This window comes from Arcticibacter tournemirensis (genome assembly GCF_006716645.1).
GTDB classification, from domain to species: Bacteria; Bacteroidota; Bacteroidia; order Sphingobacteriales; family Sphingobacteriaceae; genus Arcticibacter; species Arcticibacter tournemirensis.
The window spans coordinates 1,729,861-1,747,209 of the sequence record NZ_VFPL01000001.1 but is presented as its reverse complement, the minus strand read 5'-3'; the positions used below and the strand labels follow the sequence as shown (position 1 = coordinate 1,747,209).

At 41.7% G+C, this 17,349-nt stretch carries 13 protein-coding genes; 3 read left to right on the top strand and 10 right to left on the bottom strand.

Going from position 1 to position 17,349, the window contains the following annotated elements; genetic code table 11:
* Positions 1 to 2: 2 nt before the first annotated feature.
* The 9 genes from BDE36_RS07435 to BDE36_RS07395 all read right to left on the bottom strand — a co-directional run bounded on the left by BDE36_RS07435 (position 3) and on the right by BDE36_RS07395 (position 14,464).
* Complete coding sequence (locus tag BDE36_RS07435; RefSeq protein ID WP_141814365.1) at positions 3 to 695, bottom strand: GDSL-type esterase/lipase family protein; 693 nt, start codon at positions 693 to 695, stop codon at positions 3 to 5.
* A 55-nt stretch (positions 696 to 750) separates the two neighbouring features.
* Positions 751 to 1,683, bottom strand: a complete 933-nt coding sequence (locus BDE36_RS07430; RefSeq protein ID WP_235904257.1) for a glycerophosphodiester phosphodiesterase family protein — start codon at positions 1,681 to 1,683, stop codon at positions 751 to 753.
* Between the two features lie 16 nt (positions 1,684 to 1,699).
* Positions 1,700 to 3,103, bottom strand: coding sequence for a calcineurin-like phosphoesterase C-terminal domain-containing protein (locus tag BDE36_RS07425; protein WP_141814364.1), 1,404 nt, complete (start codon positions 3,101 to 3,103; stop codon positions 1,700 to 1,702).
* A 19-nt stretch (positions 3,104 to 3,122) separates the two neighbouring features.
* On the bottom strand, positions 3,123 to 4,295 hold the full coding sequence (locus BDE36_RS07420; RefSeq protein ID WP_161987572.1) for a phospholipase D-like domain-containing protein: 1,173 nt from the start codon (positions 4,293 to 4,295) through the stop codon (positions 3,123 to 3,125).
* 126 nt (positions 4,296 to 4,421) lie between these two features.
* The gene (locus BDE36_RS07415) at positions 4,422 to 5,930 is read right to left on the bottom strand and encodes a DUF5689 domain-containing protein (RefSeq protein ID WP_141814362.1); all 1,509 of its coding nucleotides are present in this window, start codon (positions 5,928 to 5,930) and stop codon (positions 4,422 to 4,424) included.
* A gap of 30 nt (positions 5,931 to 5,960) precedes the next feature.
* Entirely contained in the window at positions 5,961 to 7,412 is a 1,452-nt protein-coding gene (locus tag BDE36_RS07410; RefSeq protein WP_141814361.1) for a SusD/RagB family nutrient-binding outer membrane lipoprotein, read from the bottom strand.
* 10 nt (positions 7,413 to 7,422) lie between these two features.
* Complete coding sequence (locus tag BDE36_RS07405) at positions 7,423 to 10,635, bottom strand: SusC/RagA family TonB-linked outer membrane protein (protein WP_141814360.1); 3,213 nt, start codon at positions 10,633 to 10,635, stop codon at positions 7,423 to 7,425.
* A gap of 15 nt (positions 10,636 to 10,650) precedes the next feature.
* The gene (glpT, locus tag BDE36_RS07400; RefSeq protein WP_128769521.1) at positions 10,651 to 11,988 is read right to left on the bottom strand and encodes a glycerol-3-phosphate transporter; all 1,338 of its coding nucleotides are present in this window, start codon (positions 11,986 to 11,988) and stop codon (positions 10,651 to 10,653) included.
* A gap of 316 nt (positions 11,989 to 12,304) precedes the next feature.
* Positions 12,305 to 14,464 (bottom strand): alpha-galactosidase, encoded by a 2,160-nt coding sequence (locus BDE36_RS07395; RefSeq protein ID WP_141814359.1) that lies wholly within the window; start codon positions 14,462 to 14,464, stop codon positions 12,305 to 12,307.
* Between the two features lie 305 nt (positions 14,465 to 14,769).
* On the opposite strand from BDE36_RS07395, the gene BDE36_RS07390 reads away from it, so the two are divergent.
* On the top strand, positions 14,770 to 15,600 hold the full coding sequence (locus BDE36_RS07390) for a universal stress protein (protein WP_128769523.1): 831 nt from the start codon (positions 14,770 to 14,772) through the stop codon (positions 15,598 to 15,600).
* Between the two features lie 92 nt (positions 15,601 to 15,692).
* On the opposite strand, the gene BDE36_RS07385 is transcribed toward BDE36_RS07390, so the two are convergent.
* Positions 15,693 to 16,142 carry a nucleoside deaminase gene (locus tag BDE36_RS07385; protein WP_202616897.1) on the bottom strand — a complete coding sequence of 150 codons (450 nt, stop codon included), beginning with the start codon at positions 16,140 to 16,142 and terminating at the stop codon, positions 15,693 to 15,695.
* 68 nt (positions 16,143 to 16,210) lie between these two features.
* On the opposite strand from BDE36_RS07385, the gene BDE36_RS07380 reads away from it, so the two are divergent.
* The gene (locus BDE36_RS07380; RefSeq protein WP_128769524.1) at positions 16,211 to 16,414 is read left to right on the top strand and encodes a hypothetical protein; all 204 of its coding nucleotides are present in this window, start codon (positions 16,211 to 16,213) and stop codon (positions 16,412 to 16,414) included.
* A gap of 173 nt (positions 16,415 to 16,587) precedes the next feature.
* Positions 16,588 to 17,268 (top strand): MCP four helix bundle domain-containing protein, encoded by a 681-nt coding sequence (locus BDE36_RS07375; RefSeq protein ID WP_141814358.1) that lies wholly within the window; start codon positions 16,588 to 16,590, stop codon positions 17,266 to 17,268.
* Positions 17,269 to 17,349: the final 81 nt, after the last annotated feature.

The following is a 17,349-nucleotide window of genomic DNA, read 5'->3' as shown; positions in this document are numbered from 1 at the left end:
CCCTACTTTAAATACCCTCCATTCTTCAGAAGGTCAGCCCACACCTTGTAGCCAGCCTCATTGAGATGTAGGCCATCTTTAGTATACTCAGCTTTCAAGTGTTTGTTATCGTCCAAAAAATGGGGATAGAGATCAATAACCGTAACCTTCTTGTCCGCAAGTTTCTTTATCTCCTCATTAAGCCACAGAATATGCTCGTCTTTACCATAATGATTTTTAAACTTGTTAAATGAGCTGTTTACCGGTAAAAGCGTATAGAAATAAATCTTCGTTTTCTTCGAGCCCTTTTCTATGCGGCTAATAATCGACCGGTAATTCCGGAGAATAATACTGTCAGGGATATTTCTTGAAATATCATTAATGCCAATCAGAATAAATACTTTAGATGGTTTCCCGGCAATTACGTCATCCAGGCGTTCTAAAACACCGAAGGTTATATCCCCGGATATTCCTCGATTTTTCGCAGCCGGAAGGTCTAGTAGTTTAGACCAGTCGGTTCCTGCGGTTATACTGTTCCCTAAAAATATTATATCTTTCTTTGACTTCGGCTCAGACTTGAAAGCCGTAACTTTTGCGACATATTTCCCAGGCCTGTAGGTGCTATCCCATTTTGCTTCCTGTGCCGACAGGCGGGCAGAACCTAAAATTAGAGTCGCCAGCAATAGAAAAAGCGCTCTTCTTAATAAATATTTCATCTTTATAAATTTAGATTGACAACACTGTGTAAACTACATCAAGAAATGGACACTCCTACTTCACCAGGAGATCAGGATAATCGGAAATGATACCGTCAACCTTCAACCCTTTAAGACGATTAATCTCTTCACTTGAGTTTGCTGTCCATGGCACTATCTTCACGCCATCGCGATGGGCCTTCTGTACCAGATCAGCATCAACCATCTTAAAATCAGGACTTAGAATAAAAGGCTTAAAGCCCAGGTCCGCGATATTCTCTTCGTAGCTTTTCTTATTATTCACAAGATAAGACGTTTTTACCTGTGGATATTTCTTATGAATGATCTGAATCGTTCGTTTGTCGAATGACTGGATCACAACATAAGGAGTTATTTTTTTCTTTTCAATCACGTTCATTAACAACTCAACAAACCTGCCGGGTTCCGGATGCAGAATATTATCGCCCTTTTCACTGCATTTAGTCTCGATATTGTAGAAATATTGCTTCTTGTTGTTCGCTTTGATATACGCCTGAACCGAGTCGATCAAATCTTCCAGGCGAGGAATATAAGTTTTAATTTTTCTCTGTTGAGGAAAAGCGCTATAGTACTTTGTACCAATGTCAAACTTGCTCAGCTCAGCATACGAAAGACCATATATTGGATATTTTTTCGCGTCAGAGCTCGGAATTTCCTTCCCTTCCGGCGTTAGCATAAACGCCGGGCTCAGGTAATCGTCGTGCGTAACTACCACCTCATGATCCTTTGTTATATGAGTATCCATCTCCAGTGTTGTAATACCCTCAATCTTCATCGCATTGATCATAGCGATGATAGTATTCTCAGGCATTAAGCCTCTCCCTCCACGATGAGCCTCAAGGCTTAAGGCAGGAAACGAAGCATCCGTTTGGCTGGTATTTTTCATTGTACTGCAGCTTGCCAAAGAGGCCGCTACTACAAAAGTAATACCCTTAAGTTTCGTCAAAAAACCGAATCTTTTATTTCTCATTCTAACATTTGTTAATTTATCCATTTAATTCAGCCGTAAACTTCTGACCAAAGCGATCCGTTGCAACGACCTTCACCTTTTTTACAGAAGGTGCAAAGTGGCCGACAAACAGATGATCGGTTTTATGAGGCTCTGCGAAGGGCCGTTTGGCTGGTAAATTATCTCCTTTATATAGTCGTATCGTAAGAGGATCAAAACCCTTTATATTCTCAGGCTCTCCCATATATTTATCATCGGCCCACCACTCCACTTTCCATTGGGGATCCCAGTTCCAGACATTGGCGATGAACCGTTTCTGATTATTCAGGGTTTCAATATCGACACTGAGCTGGTATTCTTTCTCCCTGCCTGTCGCTTTATAATACCATTTCAGATCAGTACCGTTCACTTCATAGACGCCATAGCCACGGGGAGTTCCATCACCACAGACCGGTCCGGTCCACCAGGCTCCGCACACAGTACCATGATTATGCTCAAAAATATCATTTTGGATGTTATTGATATTGTAGTGGGTGTGACCCGACATGATATGCACATTTTTGAAGGGCCTGAGCAGAGCATACAGGTCTCCATTATTCTTCACTTGTGAATATACCGGAATATGCAGACAAACAATCACAAGATTATCCCTGGGTATGAGCTGAAGATCCTTCTTAAGCCAGTCGAGTTGCTGTTGATTAACATACCCATCATACTTTCTGTCCTCTCCCAGATATCTTACGTCGTCAAGTACCACATAATGTGCTTTGCCCCGGCTAAATGAGTAATATGTAGGCCCGAAATGTTCACTGAAAGTAACATCGGACGTTTCGTCTCCTCCCCGGCGGTAGTCCTGATCGTGATTTCCAAGAGCCTGAAAGAATGGGACCCCCATGTCGGCAACAGCCTTTTCATAATCAGCGAACAAGGTATGGTTATCCCAAACCAGATCGCCTACGCCTATTCCATGAACCAGAGTTCCGCCCATACCTCCGACAAGTTTCTTCACGTCAGGCACTGCCGTTTCCATCATCTGGACAACATCCGATTTATCCTTTACCTGGGGGTCGGCCCATATAATAAAATTATGGCGGCTGTCATCCACGTTCAAAGGCTTCAGCTGAAAGTCATACTGATTTCTGCTACCAATACCTTCGTAATGTCTCGCAAGGTTGCTCTCGGTATTGAACTCATAACCTGCCGGTGTACTAACCCAAAGGAATCTGGCATTTTCATTTGGTTCGATGCTGTAATAGCCGTTCTTGTCTGTTACTACAACGCTATATCCGTCGGATACAACCACACCTTGCAGTCCATTCTTTAGGCTGTGAACCCTTCCGGTTATTTTCTTTTCTCTCCTGTCAAACGGATAGGATTTTAAACTTATAAAAAGAGTACCGGCAAATAAGCCGGATTTTTTTATAAACGATCTTCTGTTCATTTATTATTCAGCACTTTTATTAGTTAATACCAGGAAGTTTTTTCATCTCGTTGTAGTAGCTGATATATTTAGCATATAAGCTGCTATTCTTTAGCATCAGTAAAGTTTCGTTATTGTTACGCAAGGCATTTGTAGTATAGTTATGACTTCCGGTAGCAACAATGGTACACTGCTGCCCCTTGTATTTGCCTTCTATCAGCAGAAACTTCGAGTGGATATTCGTTCTTGAAATATCATATATTTTTACGAAGGCACCTCTGCTTTGCATATCCCTCAAAACAGCCTGCACCTCATCATCTATCTTATTCTTTACAACTACTTCCACTTTAGCACCTGCAGTCACCAATTCGCTAAGCTTATTAGCCACATTAATACGTGATACCACCCAATCCGACATTCCTACCCGAACAGTAGCTGTAGAAGGCTCGGTAATATTGTTTAGAATTTCGATAATAGTATCATCTCCATATGATATTCCATTACGACGTTTAGGAAAGAAAAATGCCGTAATTCCATCGGCATCATTAACGTATTCCTTGTAATAGAAATCCTTCATGCCGCTTGAAGCTTTAGCCTTGATATCGTTCCAGTAGGTCACATACGCATTGTAGAGGCCTTCATGGCTCATAGTTACTGCATCCTGTATTTTTTTAGAATCGTCAACAGTAAAATTGTGGGAAGTTTGGAAAACAACGTTTGAAACCTTACCCTTATCAGTGTTTAGCTCAGAGAACAGAACAAATTTATTGTGATTGATTGACGAGGTATTTACGTCATTTGTTACTACGACCACTTCAGAACCAGCTTTGATAAATCCTCTGATCGTACTAATAGTCGGGGGATTTTGAGCTTTAGTATCCTCAACACTCATATCGATCATGATGTGCAGAATAACACCTCGCTCACTCGCTTTCTTTAGTGCGTTAATTACGCCACTATGGTCGAAACCAAAAATTGACAAATGAATTGTGGCATTGGCAGGAGTGGCGTCTATCAGGGCGATAAGCCTGTCCATAATTACAGGGGAGGCCTGCCCTACAGATACCTTTGTTAGATCGGTAAAGATGGCATCAGGCAAATTTAAGGCTATCGTTGCCGTTCCTGATCCATTGTCATCCTTATCATTCCCTTTTTTACATCCTGCAAAAAGCAGGAGGAATATCAACAAGCTATAATTAAGTTGTCTCTTCATAACTAAGTGGAATAAGTCTCTTGAATAAACGAAAATCGTCATTTGCTATAACCAAAGCCCTCTTGCGGCATTTTATTAAAAATACGAAAGAGGGCTTGCCGGTTTGAAATGAAAGAAGTCAACGAATTACTGTTCTAATTTTGTAACGCCATTTCCTGCTTCTAAGACAGTTATTGTAGAACCATTCCCCAGGGGCACGTCTGTTTTCACCCGCGCCGTAGTCCAACTCTGAGAAGTAACATTGTAAACACCTCCGAGCTTGGCAAAATTTGTGGCAGCAGGGAAGGAGAACTTTTTAGTATTCGTGCCTTGCTTATAGAAAGGCTGGGTACCTTCCATGGTTGAATACAGGTCATTGTCAGTAATTCGGTATCCCACTGCAGGGGGGCCAGCAGAAAATAGATTTCCGTCCCCACCAAAGAATATCACATCTACAGGCACCGAATTAACAGTAACATCTGTACCCTTAAATACGGCAATTCCCGCCCCATTTCCGCTATTTGCTAGAAGATTTGTAGTGACCGTTCCAAAACCATTTCCAGGTGTTGAAGCGTAAAGGATATTAGCAATCCATTTGGCAGAACTGATATCTGCAGAAGAAGAGCCCCATACTTGTTTATATCCGCCCACATAAAAGAATGAACCTTTTGCCACAGTCCCTGAAGTGAGATTAAACTTATAAGTTCTCATCTCTCCAGTAGCCCATCCATTAACAGGCATACCCGTTGGAGTTGCCGAACCGGCATTATTAGAAGTTACTACGCTAAATGGCGTATTCTCAAAATCAAGATCTTGTGTAGCCATAAACTGAATATACTCGTAGTTAGCATCGGTTCCGGTAGGATCTGACAAGAAACCTGTAATAATAACCGGAAATTTGCCTAAGGGGATACGCGGATCAACAATTATACTGGTACTGATAAAATCTGATTTCACTCTTGGCCAGACCTGCATCACTCCCTCGGAATTACGAAAGATAATCCCGGTAACAGTTGCTGTCTTAGGCAGAAGAGAACTTGAAAGTTCGCTCGACGATTCCACGTGCATTTGCATGTCAGCAGAATTATCATTAAATACTTTAGTCCCCCCTATCGTTTCAATGCCTAAATCAGGAGTAAACTTTAGCCCGTATATTCTAACAGCAGTGCTTTCATACTCTTCTGGCTTTGAATTAATATTAATTGCGGTTGCGGTCCTAATTACTACATTTTTATTCTCATCTACTTTTTCGACTGACTGAGGAGATAAGCCTGATATCCGTAAGGTGCCGTCCACCCTTTTCAAAATACCCCCTATTATATTAACGCTTAAGGAATCTCCGGCGCGATAGTTACTTGCATCGCTGCCTAACTCCAATGATATACCGCGCATTTTACCACCCCGTTCACTTTGAATTACAACGATGCCCGGCGACACGTTTCCTGAATCCAAAACAGAAATAACTGTACCTGCTGTAATCTGGGCTCCGTCAAGATTTTCTCGCGTCAGAGTAAGGTCTGCATCTCGGTATAATAGTCGTACTCTTTGTATATTTATGAATGAGCTCAGCTCTCCTTCCGCGAAGTCGTGCTTCTCACACGACATTCCCATCGCTACAATTACAAGCCCGAGAATAAGTTTAAATATCTTTTTCATAATAACTATATTTTATTATTCGTCTTCTTATTAAGGTTTCTGCCACCATACTTTTGTGCTGATGTCATCCGGTCCCTGTGAAGCTACTGCGGCTTTATAATTTTCACCATTCGTTGACTGTACATATACTGGATAACTTATCCTTGATGGCATAGCACCATTGTTTCCAACGCCCGGACCTATAGGTAAATTTGGATGTCCCGTCCTACGGTACTCAAACCAACTTTGTAAGTCAGTAAAGAACAACGAATAGTACTTCTGAACGTGGATCAATTCCAATTTACTATCCAGCGAAAAATCGTTATCCCACATAATGGACGCCCCCTGCAGATAATTCGCGGGCATTGTTGCACCCCACATGGCAATGCCGCTTGTAATACCTGCCTCATAAAAGCTTTGAGCGGTCTGAGTAGTGATCCACCCCCTTGTCGCTGCTTCTGCAAGAATAAACTGTAGTTCAGAATAGTTCATGATATTACCAAGAAGCGGGCTGCTTTTTAATGCGGTGACAAGAGACGATCTTCCTTCAGGGGCTTCACCGACCGGATAGCCACTTTGAATACCTACGTATTCACCGCGGGACATAGTCACCCAACTTGAAATGCGTGGATCTCCCCATTCCACAAGATTATCCACAAAAAAAGAGGCCGACTTTGGAGTATACCAATCTGCGTCCCTTAAATCAACAAAAGGTGTTACCAAAGGAGACACTCCTGTCCATCTTAATATTGCAGAATCGTCATTACTCGCCATAATCGGATAATTCACCGAATTTGTTTGTACTATTTCTTTAATTTTCGAAACAGCATCTATTTCCGACTTTCCTGAAACACGTAATAGCAACCTCAGGTAGAGCGAATTACCAAACCTGCGCCATTTTGTAGGAGACCCGCCGTATATTGGATCGCTTGAAGCCAAAACTGTTTCCTTCGCTTTCTCTGCAGCATCAAGCAGTTGGTTAGCTTCCTCTAACTTGGTAAAAATATCTTCATAGATATCCTTTTGTCTGTCAAAAGCAGGAGTTATATTTCCTTCTCTGCCTTTGTTGGCATTAAAATAGGGAACATCTCCGTAAGTGTCAGTAAGCATAGAAAAAATCCATGCCTGACATATCCGGGCTATTCCCATATAAGTATTACTGAGATTATCTCTACCGCCCGTGTAAATATCATTAAAGTTTGTCAACTGAGTATACCAGGCATTCCAAAGATAATCGGCTTCCGATTTCCTGATTTCGTACCGGAAAATTTTTCCATCAGAGTCGCCCATGTCAACAGTGACCTGCATAAGCTCGTTTGTGATCCTTCTGCTTCTGTTCATGTTAGCAGCGACCACGTCTACCAAAGCAGGAGCGAGCAGGGCTTGAGGTAAAACAAATTCACTTGTATTGGGATTAATACTTAAATCCTTGAACCCGTCCTTACAGGAAAAGGAAGAAACTGTTAATATGAAAAATAGTGTATATAAAATATATTTTTTCATCGTCTGTGTTTTAAATTCCAATAACTAAGTTCACTCCAAAGGTTCTTGTAGAAGGAAACTGCCCCAACTCAAATCCTTTATTAATCACTCCATCATTGAGCGTTCCAAATTCAGGATCAAATGTTGGCCATTTTGTAATCATAAATAAATCACGGCCATACACACCTATCGAAGCGTTTTGTAAGCCGAGACGCTTACTTGCCTTCGGACTAAGTCTGTAATCAAGTCTTGCTTCTCTCAATTTAAGAAAGTCTGTCGAGTAAGTTGTTCCTTCCACATTGTCCTTGCCATAGTGCAACGTGTAATACGACCAAATATCGGTTGCGGTCACATTGTTAGGACTGTACGATCCATCTGCGTTCTGTATTACTCCCTTTCCGATAATTCCGTTATACCTCCCCGGCAGTGTGTTTTTAGTTTTGCCCTGTTCTGCGAGGTTAGCTGCAGTTAAGGAATAAGCTACAGCTCCGAATTGCGCGTCTGCGAGGAAGCTAAACGTGAATTGCTTATAAGTAATTCTGTTACCTATACTTGCTTTCCATTTCGGATTGGTATCACCCATATAAAGCATGCTGTCGGTAATTACTGGATAACCGCCTGAATAGATAATCTGACCGCCAGTTGAACGAGCATAGCCCCTTCCATATAACGCGCTTATACTGCCTCCAACTTTTGCGATAACCGCCCCTCTGCTACCCGGACCATTCTGTAATGTCAGGCTTTGTACCGTGTCATTTAAGGAAACTACTGTATTTTTATTTGCTGAAAAAGTTGCATTTATATTCCAGTTAAGCCCATTTTTCTTTTTCAAAACAGAGCTATTTGCCTGAATTTCGATCCCTTTATTTTGGATATTTCCTGCATTAACGATCATATTTCTATAACCCGAAGATGCGTCGATTACAGCACTCAATATCTGGTCTCTTGTATCGCTTTTATAAAGGGTAACGTCAAACCCGATTCTATCCTTTAAAAATCGCAAATCCGTCCCGACTTCATAACTCGTAGTTCGCAGAGGTTTCAAGTTAAGATTCGGAAGGGTCGTCGGATTTTCCTGCCCCCCGGGGAAAGTACTCGTAGCAGGGTACGTATAAGATGTAGAATATGGGGTTTGTCCTCCACTTCCGACACTTGCAACAGAACCCCTTAACTTTGCGAATGAGATAAAGGTCGGTAAACGAAACATCTGTGAAAGGATCCCGCTGACGTTCAAAGACGGGTAGGAAAACGATGTATTTTCTGTAGAATATTTATTAGCCAGAACGCTGTTCCAGTCGTTACGTCCGGTAATATCCACAAAGAGATAATCCTTGTAACTTATAGTGGCAAGTCCGTAAAGGCTATTTATAGCGTACTCGCTCTTATATGGTAATGGCTGTAAGATTCCTGCTTTATTTCCGAGATTATAAACGCCTGCATATAGTAAAGAGTCAGCCCTTAACTCATCTTTAGTATAATTATTCTTTAGCTGACTCCCACCCGCAGAAATTGAAAAATCGATATCCTTATTAATTTTCTTTTCATACTTCAAAAGGAAATCGCTGCTCATTTCCTGAGAATAAATATTCTGAGTCCTGTACATTCCCCTTTTAAAATTCTCAGTATCAAACGGTCTTTGCTGAGATCTCTGATCATATGAGAAATCTAAAGACGTTCTCACCATCAGACTTAAATCTTTGGTAAAGTTGTAAGTAGCCTGAACGTTCCCTGTCATCCCATTTCTGTTAGACTTATTCAGCATCTCGTAGGCTATGAGATATGGATTGTCCGGATAACTACTATATGGGTAACTTTGTGAAACATTCTCTTTTCCCGGAAGCCAATAATCCGTTAACCAGTCAAGATTTCCGTTTGGTACCCAGGCAATATTCCAATACATAATTGACTGGTTATTATATCCCGTCGACGGTAGGTTGTCACTCCACTTTCTCGTGTAATTAATTTTCGTTGAAAGAGTAAATTTATCGGTTACCTTCGTACTTGCGGACAGAGCAATTGTATTCCTGTTGTAGCCCGTGTTGGGAATAATCCAGCTATTATCAACATTAGTAAATGAAAAACGCACCGACGTCTTATCTGTTCCCCCGTTTAAGCTGACACTATTCGTAAAAGTTTTTCCAGTTTCAAAATAGTCCTTTCTATTATCAGGATAAGCGACCCAGGGAGTTCTGACGGTTGCTCCAGTATGAGTAACTGGATCGTACTGAAAAAACGACTGCCCGTTGAATTTAGGCCCCCAGGCAGAACTGGTACTCCTTGTACTTGAACCATCGGTAGTAGTCCCGAAAGAATAATAATCGCTACCTTCTGTTCCTTGTCCGTATTCGTACTGGTATTCAGGCCATCTTGAAACACTTTCAATGGAAGTATTCGAATTAAAAGTAATTCCCAACCCCTTTGATTTTGACTTGCTTCCCGATTTCGTTGTTATGATAATAGCTCCATTTGCTCCTCTCTGTCCATAGAGAGCAGAAGCTCCCGGACCTTTCAGCACGGTTACACTTTCAATATCTTCAGGATTAATATCATTGAGACCACTTCCATAATCTACGGGACTATCATTTGAACTCAAATAAGCACCGCTTCCTGTGCCCGTTGTACGACCACTTCCATGGTTGATCACGACTCCATCAACCACGATAAGGGCGTCATTTTCTCCTGTTAAGTTATTTTCTCCTCTTAAAATGATCTTATTAGAGCCAGTAGGCCCTGCATTAGATCGTACAAGGTTGACACCTGCTATTTTACCCGACAAAGCATCTGTCCAGTTGTTCGATAGTGCCTCTGTCAGCTGTTCTCCTTGTATCGACGTAGCAGAATAACCAAGTGCTTTCACTTCCCTCTTTATCCCCAAAGCTGTTGTAACCACAGCTTCCTTTAGCTGAACAGCATCCTCCGCCAATTGTACGTTAACTACTGTTTGTGCACCTACTAACACTTCTTTAGCTTTATATCCAATGGCAGTAAAAACCAGAGTTTCTTTATTACTTACAGAAATGGTATACTGGCCATTCACATTGGTGGAGGTACCACGGGTAGTCCCTTTCACCTTCACAGAGGCGCCAATAACCGGCAAACCATCTGACGCACTTTTTACTGTCCCGCTTATACTTTTGCGTTGCTGGCCATAACTTAGCGAGACCAGCGTTATAAGCAGAAAAGATAGCACCAGTACTCTTATACCAATGCCCCCCCCTTTGAAATGATGTAAATTTTGAGACATATTATTTAAGTTTGATTATTGCTTTATACTACTTAATTCTCTTTTCCAGGTGAAAGCCGTAAATACGATTGCCAGAAGGCAGGCTGAACTCAAAACGATAAAGCCGCCGTCCCATCCCCACTTATCTACGACATGTCCTATGGCAATATTGGCAAAGACGGCTCCACCCAGGTATCCAAATAGTCCTGTAAACCCGGCGGCTGTGCCTGCCGCCTTTTTGGGAACCAGATCCAGCGCCTGAACACCGATGAGCATTACCGGACCGTAGATCAGGAATCCTATCGTGATGAGGGCTATATTATCGATCAGAATATGTCCCGGAGGATTCTTCCAGTACACAAGTACAGCAATGAACACCAAAACCATATATATAATGGTTGCGGGAGCCCGTCGCCCCTTGAACACTTTGTCACTAAGCCATCCACAAATGATGGTGCCCGGAATACCCGCATATTCATACGCAAAATATGCCCATCCTGACTCGCTTAGAGAAAAGCCTTTGGCCTCTTTCAAATACGTTGGAGCCCAGTCAAGTACACCATAACGAACCAGATATACAAATATGTTCGCAAAGGCAATGTACCAGAGCGCGCGGTTAAAGAACACGTGGTCAATAAAAATTCGTTTAGCGCTCAGCTCCTGCTCCTGGGACGGCTGATAATCGGCAGGTTTCTCGTTTTTATAAACTTCTATAGGTGGCAAGCCGCAGGATTGGGGTGTATCCCTTACCAATGCATATGCAATCACAGCGATAACAAGCGCAACAATCCCGGGGAAATAGAAATTACTTTGCCAGGCGCCGAATATCATCAAGCCTAATATAGCCATAGGCCCCACCAATCCACCTCCGACATTATGGGCAATATTCCATACCGACATCTTCAAACCCCTCTCCTTTTGCGAGAACCAGTGTACCACAACTCTTCCGCAGGGAGGCCAGCCCATGCCCTGGAACCATCCATTAATAAACAACAGAACAAACATGATGGCAATGGAACTGGTCGCAAACGGAAATACGCCCATGATGATCATACAAAGAGCTGATAATGCAAGGCCTGCAGGAAGGAAAAGCCGGGCGTTGCTCCTGTCTGATATATTACCCATAAGAAACTTACTTAATCCGTAAGCAATTGAAACCCCCGAAAGTGCAAATCCCAGATCGCCTTTGGAAAAACCTTGTTCAATAAGCTCGGGCATAGCCATCGAAAAGTTCTTCCTGACAAGATAATAACCTGCATACCCTAAAAATATGCCAGCAAATACTTGTAACCGAAGTTTTTTATAAGTTTGGTCTATTTCTTTTTCTGGTAATAAAGGCTTATGCTTAGCCGGTGCGAACAATGAAAAACTCATTTAATAATTAAATATTTATAACGTTTGCAATATTGCTAATTGAAATATTAAGACTAGTTTAACAATTGGTTAAGTTGTGGTTAGTCATTACAATTCTTTAACTAAATCAAAACTACAAAATAATAAAACAAAACAAAAAAATAATATAAATTAAAACAATACGAAACTATTGTCTCCGAGAATGAAAGGCGGTTTAAGAAATTTGACGTTCTTCCGGCAACGTTTATACATCGGTCTAAAATAGATTACACTGCGAACTCTCTCTATCAGACCTTCTATACGTCTATAAAGAGAGCAAGTTTCGGGGTTCTTGACATTAGTTAGCAGTAATCTCGAATACGGCGCTGGTAAGTGCCTTCACGGAAGACACATTTATGCCCACGTTCATCAGATATTCACCCGTATAGGCTCTGCCGTTCTCGTAAAAAGCAGATTTCGTCCCCGGCATAAGATTAATCTCTTTGACCGTGTATTTCTTTTTTGGATCGAGGCCTTCGAGGTGAACGACCGTAAATACATCCCGCATTCTTGTTTCTAAAGTGTATGCGAATAAAACGGCTTTGCTTTTATTTTCGTCAACGTACATTACCACCGCCCTTTTTTCTTCATATGGAGACACCAAACGATAGAGATCGCCCTGCCATATTACGTTACTGAGGCGCTTATAGTTTTGTATAGCTTGCCTGCTAAATTCCATTTCAGCCGGAGAAAATTCGCTCACCCGGATATCATAGCCGAGTTTGCCCATCATCGCTACATCTGTCCTGAACTTAAGCGACTGCGTCCCCATTGTGGTGACGTGACTGCAAATCGCCAGCGAAGGGAAGAAATACGAGTATCCCCACTGGATATAGACCCGCTCCATCCCATCGGTATTATCGCTTGGCCAAAATTCCTGAAAATATTTAAGGCCACCGTAATCGGTACGACCTCCTCCTCCCGAGCATAACATCATCGGAAGATGAGGGTACTTGCCTCTGATACGGGCGAAGGTATTATATAATCCTATTACATATTCTATATATACGTGCGACTGGTTTTCTTTTAAATACGGCGAATAGGTATTCGTCATCATCCTGTTGCAATCCCATTTAATATAAGCTATTGCCGGATTCTTTGTAAGCATTCCATCCACCAGGTTATAAACAAACTCCTGTACTTTAGGATTCGTCATATCAAGCACAAGCTGTGTCCTGTAATAATGCTCATCACGGTTAGGCAGTTTTAATATCCAGTCCGGGTGTTTTTCGTACAGCTCACTTTTGGGATTCACCATCTCTGGCTCGAGCCAAATCCCAAATTTCACCCCTTTCGCTGTTGCCTCTTTTACGAGGTGAGCAATTCCTTCCGGCAGCTTCCTTTTATCTTCCTGCCAGTCGCCTAAGCCCGCCTTATCGTTGTCGCGCGGATACTTATTACCAAACCAGCCGTCATCCAGCAAGAACATATCTGCACCCAGGTTCGAAGCATCATTGATTAACGTATCCAGCTTGGACTGATTAAAATCAAAGAAAGTCGCTTCCCAGTTATTCAATAAGGTAAGCCGGGGCTTGTTCCCATCGAGCACACCATAGTTCCGGGCCCATTTATGAAAGTTCCTACTAGCCTGTCCTCTGCCAGCGTTGCTGTATGTAAAGATAAATTCCGGCGTAATAAAAGATTGTTTAGGTTGCAGCTGGTATTGCGAACCAAATGGGTTCATCCCCGTAATAACCCTCAGCGAGTTCTTCTCATCCAGTTCAAATGCGAATTGAAAGTTTCCGGTCCAGGCAAGGGTTCCGGCAATCAGCTCTCCACTGTTCTCGTCCGACAGCTTATTCAGAGATAGAAAGAATACAGGGCTCTGGTACATATCTGCCCTGGTGCCGAGCTTGCTGTCAATAATCTTTATACCACTGGTAAGCCTGCTTTCCTGCATCTTCATCTCCGCTTTATTCACCCCATGAAATTGCGAAAGCCAATAAGAAGGCGAATCAAAATGCAGCATTGATGAAGCGAAATTAGACAACACAACCGGCTTACTTTCACTATGCCGTATCTCGGTCCAGGTTTTAATGATATCCTCATTCATGTACGCCTTAAAATGCAGATTGACTTCAACAGGGTATTTGGGATCCTTCAAACGGATAACAGTGTGCTTTACCGCCTCACTTTCCTGTTGGCTGTTGCTTTCCGCGTATTTCAATTCGAGAGAAGGATTTCCATCGGTATGAGTGAGTTTAATAGCGGGCTCAAATAAATTATCCAATCCCGAGGGAACGTAAGCTTCGTGATAGCCCGGCCTGACAGGCGCATAACTATCTGGCAACAACCTTTTCCCTAAGTAACTCTGGTAGACTTTCTGATTGCTGTTCACTGTATATATCAGAGTGACATTTTTTGTCTCTATGACAATCTGCTTCGTCTGGTTCGATACCTGTGCCGTTAAAATAATGGACGCCACCATAAAAGCGATCAGGAGGGAATACTTCTTCATTATAACTAAAGAGTGTAATTAACAGATATTAGATTATACCTTTTCCTTCAAAAAGAAACTTTTCAAATGTAAATAAATAACAAAAAGAAACAATTTAAAATATCACAAAAGCATTTACAAGATAAATATTATCAATTTCGGAAAGGGAAGCATCAGCACTAAAGAAGAAGGGCACTCAAATCAGCACTTCCGGCGTCAAAAACCGGGCTTTTTTAAAATTCCTGTCTATATCACTTTTTTAAGCAACTTATGTCATTTTTTCCCTTCGCCTTTCTCCTTATCTTTAGGATATAACCCTAAGAGATATGAAAACTATAATCGTAGCAACAGACCTTTCTAAGGACGCCAATAATGCTCTTGAATATGCCGCTTCGCTGGCGAAATGCATTAACGCTAAAATAGTTTTATACAATTCGTTCATGTTGCCTGCACATGCAGCCAATACGCTAATGCCCGCAGATGGTGTTGAAAAAATGATGGCTTCAAACAGGGCGTCTCTTGAGTATGCAGCACTCAGGATCTCCTGTCTTTATGATATAAAGACAGAATGGGACAGTAATATTTCGAATGTCGAAGAGGAACTTGACAAACAGGTTGAAAAACACAAAGCAGATCTTGTGGTTATGGGGATGCGTGGAAACTCGTTCGACCAGAAGTTGTTCGGAAACACAACTACTTCCGTTATACGTCATGCGAAGTATCCTGTATTGGTTGTGCCTAAAAATGTAAGCTTTAAAGGAATCCATAAAATCTTGTTTGCTTGCGATAATAACTGCAAATTCGCTTTAAGCACACTGAAAATGCTCAATGAAGTAGCCTCAGAGTTAAAGGCAGAAGTGCTGGTTCTCCATGTCGAAAAAGCAAAAAAGATGGCACAGGAGGAAGTTTTGGTTGGAGCTGGTACACACAATGAAATCGAAACCAACCTTAATGGTATTAATCATTCCTACCACGACATGGATGGATGCAGTGTTATAAAAGGTATTGAAAGAGGAATTGAAGATTTCAATGCTGATATGCTTGTGATGGTGCCTCAGAAATATGGTTTCTGGGACTCAATGACCCATAAAAGTAAAACATGTGCAATGGCGGCCAGAAGCAGTGTGCCTCTTCTGTCGATTCCAAACATAAAATAAAAACCACCGGGACAGTTAATTAAGTAAAAGGCGACTTCAAAAGGAAGCCTTTTATTATTTACAGGCATTTCCTGTCGTTACTATTCCCCACACTACAATTCCATAATATCCTCATTCCAGAGCTGCGGTTTTTCGTTTATAAAATCTTCCATCATCTTTATACACTCCGGAAGGGCGAGATCAATAACCTCCACCCCGTGCGATTCCATAAATTCACGGGCGCCATTAAACGTTTTTGATTCACCTACAATAACTTTAGGTATCTTAAATTGAACGATTGTACCGGCGCACATAAAGCAAGGCATCAAAGTCGAATAAATTACAGTATCGCGATAACTGCCGATACGCCCTGCATTATTGAGACAGTCCATTTCACCATGCAGAATGGGATTGTCTTCCTGCACCCGCTTGTTATGACCCCGCGACACTACCCTCCCGTCTTTTACCAACACAGATCCAATAGGGATTCCTCCTTCGGCCAGACCAATTCGCGCTTCCTCAATTGCAATTTTCATAAATTCATCCATAGTATACTCGTTCATTCTATAAAACTACTTTATTTAACAGTAAACTTTTACAGGTTTTAAAAGTTTATTAGGAATAAAAACTTATGGAAAGAGCACATACCGACGAAGAAATAATCAGCAAGGCGTCCGCCAGGGAGAAGAATGCAGAAAGCATAACAGATGAGAAAATAGATATAGCCGTCGACCTGGATGATGACCATGGAGTAACCCACACCTATGTGGTTACTTTTTCCAGAGACGGTGAGAACTGGGTACCCACACAAGTCAGTGAACTGAGCTCTCTTTAAAGAAAGAAGGTTGAATAAAAAAAGCAAGTCGCACTCAAAAAAACTTTCCTATATTTATATATAACAAACAGGTTCTGATCGTTATAACTATATAAAGGCCTGCTAACCGGCTTTAAACATACTCTGTTTAACTTTTTTTTAATGGCAGCGACCAGTCTGCCGGGGATTAGATTATGAAATGGACATTCGCTATTCAGCAGAAGTTGAAAGCTGCTACCGTGCTCTGCGGCATCATGTTAATGATCGTATTCTTCACTTTCCTTGAAAGAAAGAACGTTGCCGATATGAACCGCTCTGTTACCTCTATTTATAACGACCGCCTCATACCTGCCACCGATATTTTCTATCTTTCCGAACATTTATATGGTAAACGCTTTCTAGCAGAACAGTTTCTGAGATCTCACGATCTACAGCTTGCCGAACTAAAAAAACAGCTTGACCAACACAATAAAAACATTAAGTCACTGATCAATAGATTTGAGAAAACATACCTTGTGAATAAAGAGCAGGAATATCTGAACAACCTGCGCAACAAAGTACACGCCTATAATCAAATCGAAAGAAAGATCATTAATTTAAGCGGTACTGGATCTAAAGACGTCGCCCTCGCCTTGTATGAATCGGAAGGAAAAAAGACCCACGAAGCTACAATAAAGCAGCTTGTGCTTTTAACGCGGATTCAGACGACAGTTGGCGGCGAACTTATCAAAGACTCAAATGGAAAGGTGGCCGCGGCATCGATGATATCCAGCCTCCAGATTGTACTTTCCATTGTTACCGGACTCATTATTATTTCACTCATATTTGCTTCAAAGATCACGAGCGGAAAAGAACAAAACTTCCATTTAAACTAAACGATAGCGACCGTATATTCATAGGAAAAAAGCATACAAGGAGCCTATTTCACGCAATCCGCAGCATGTGAAGACACTGGA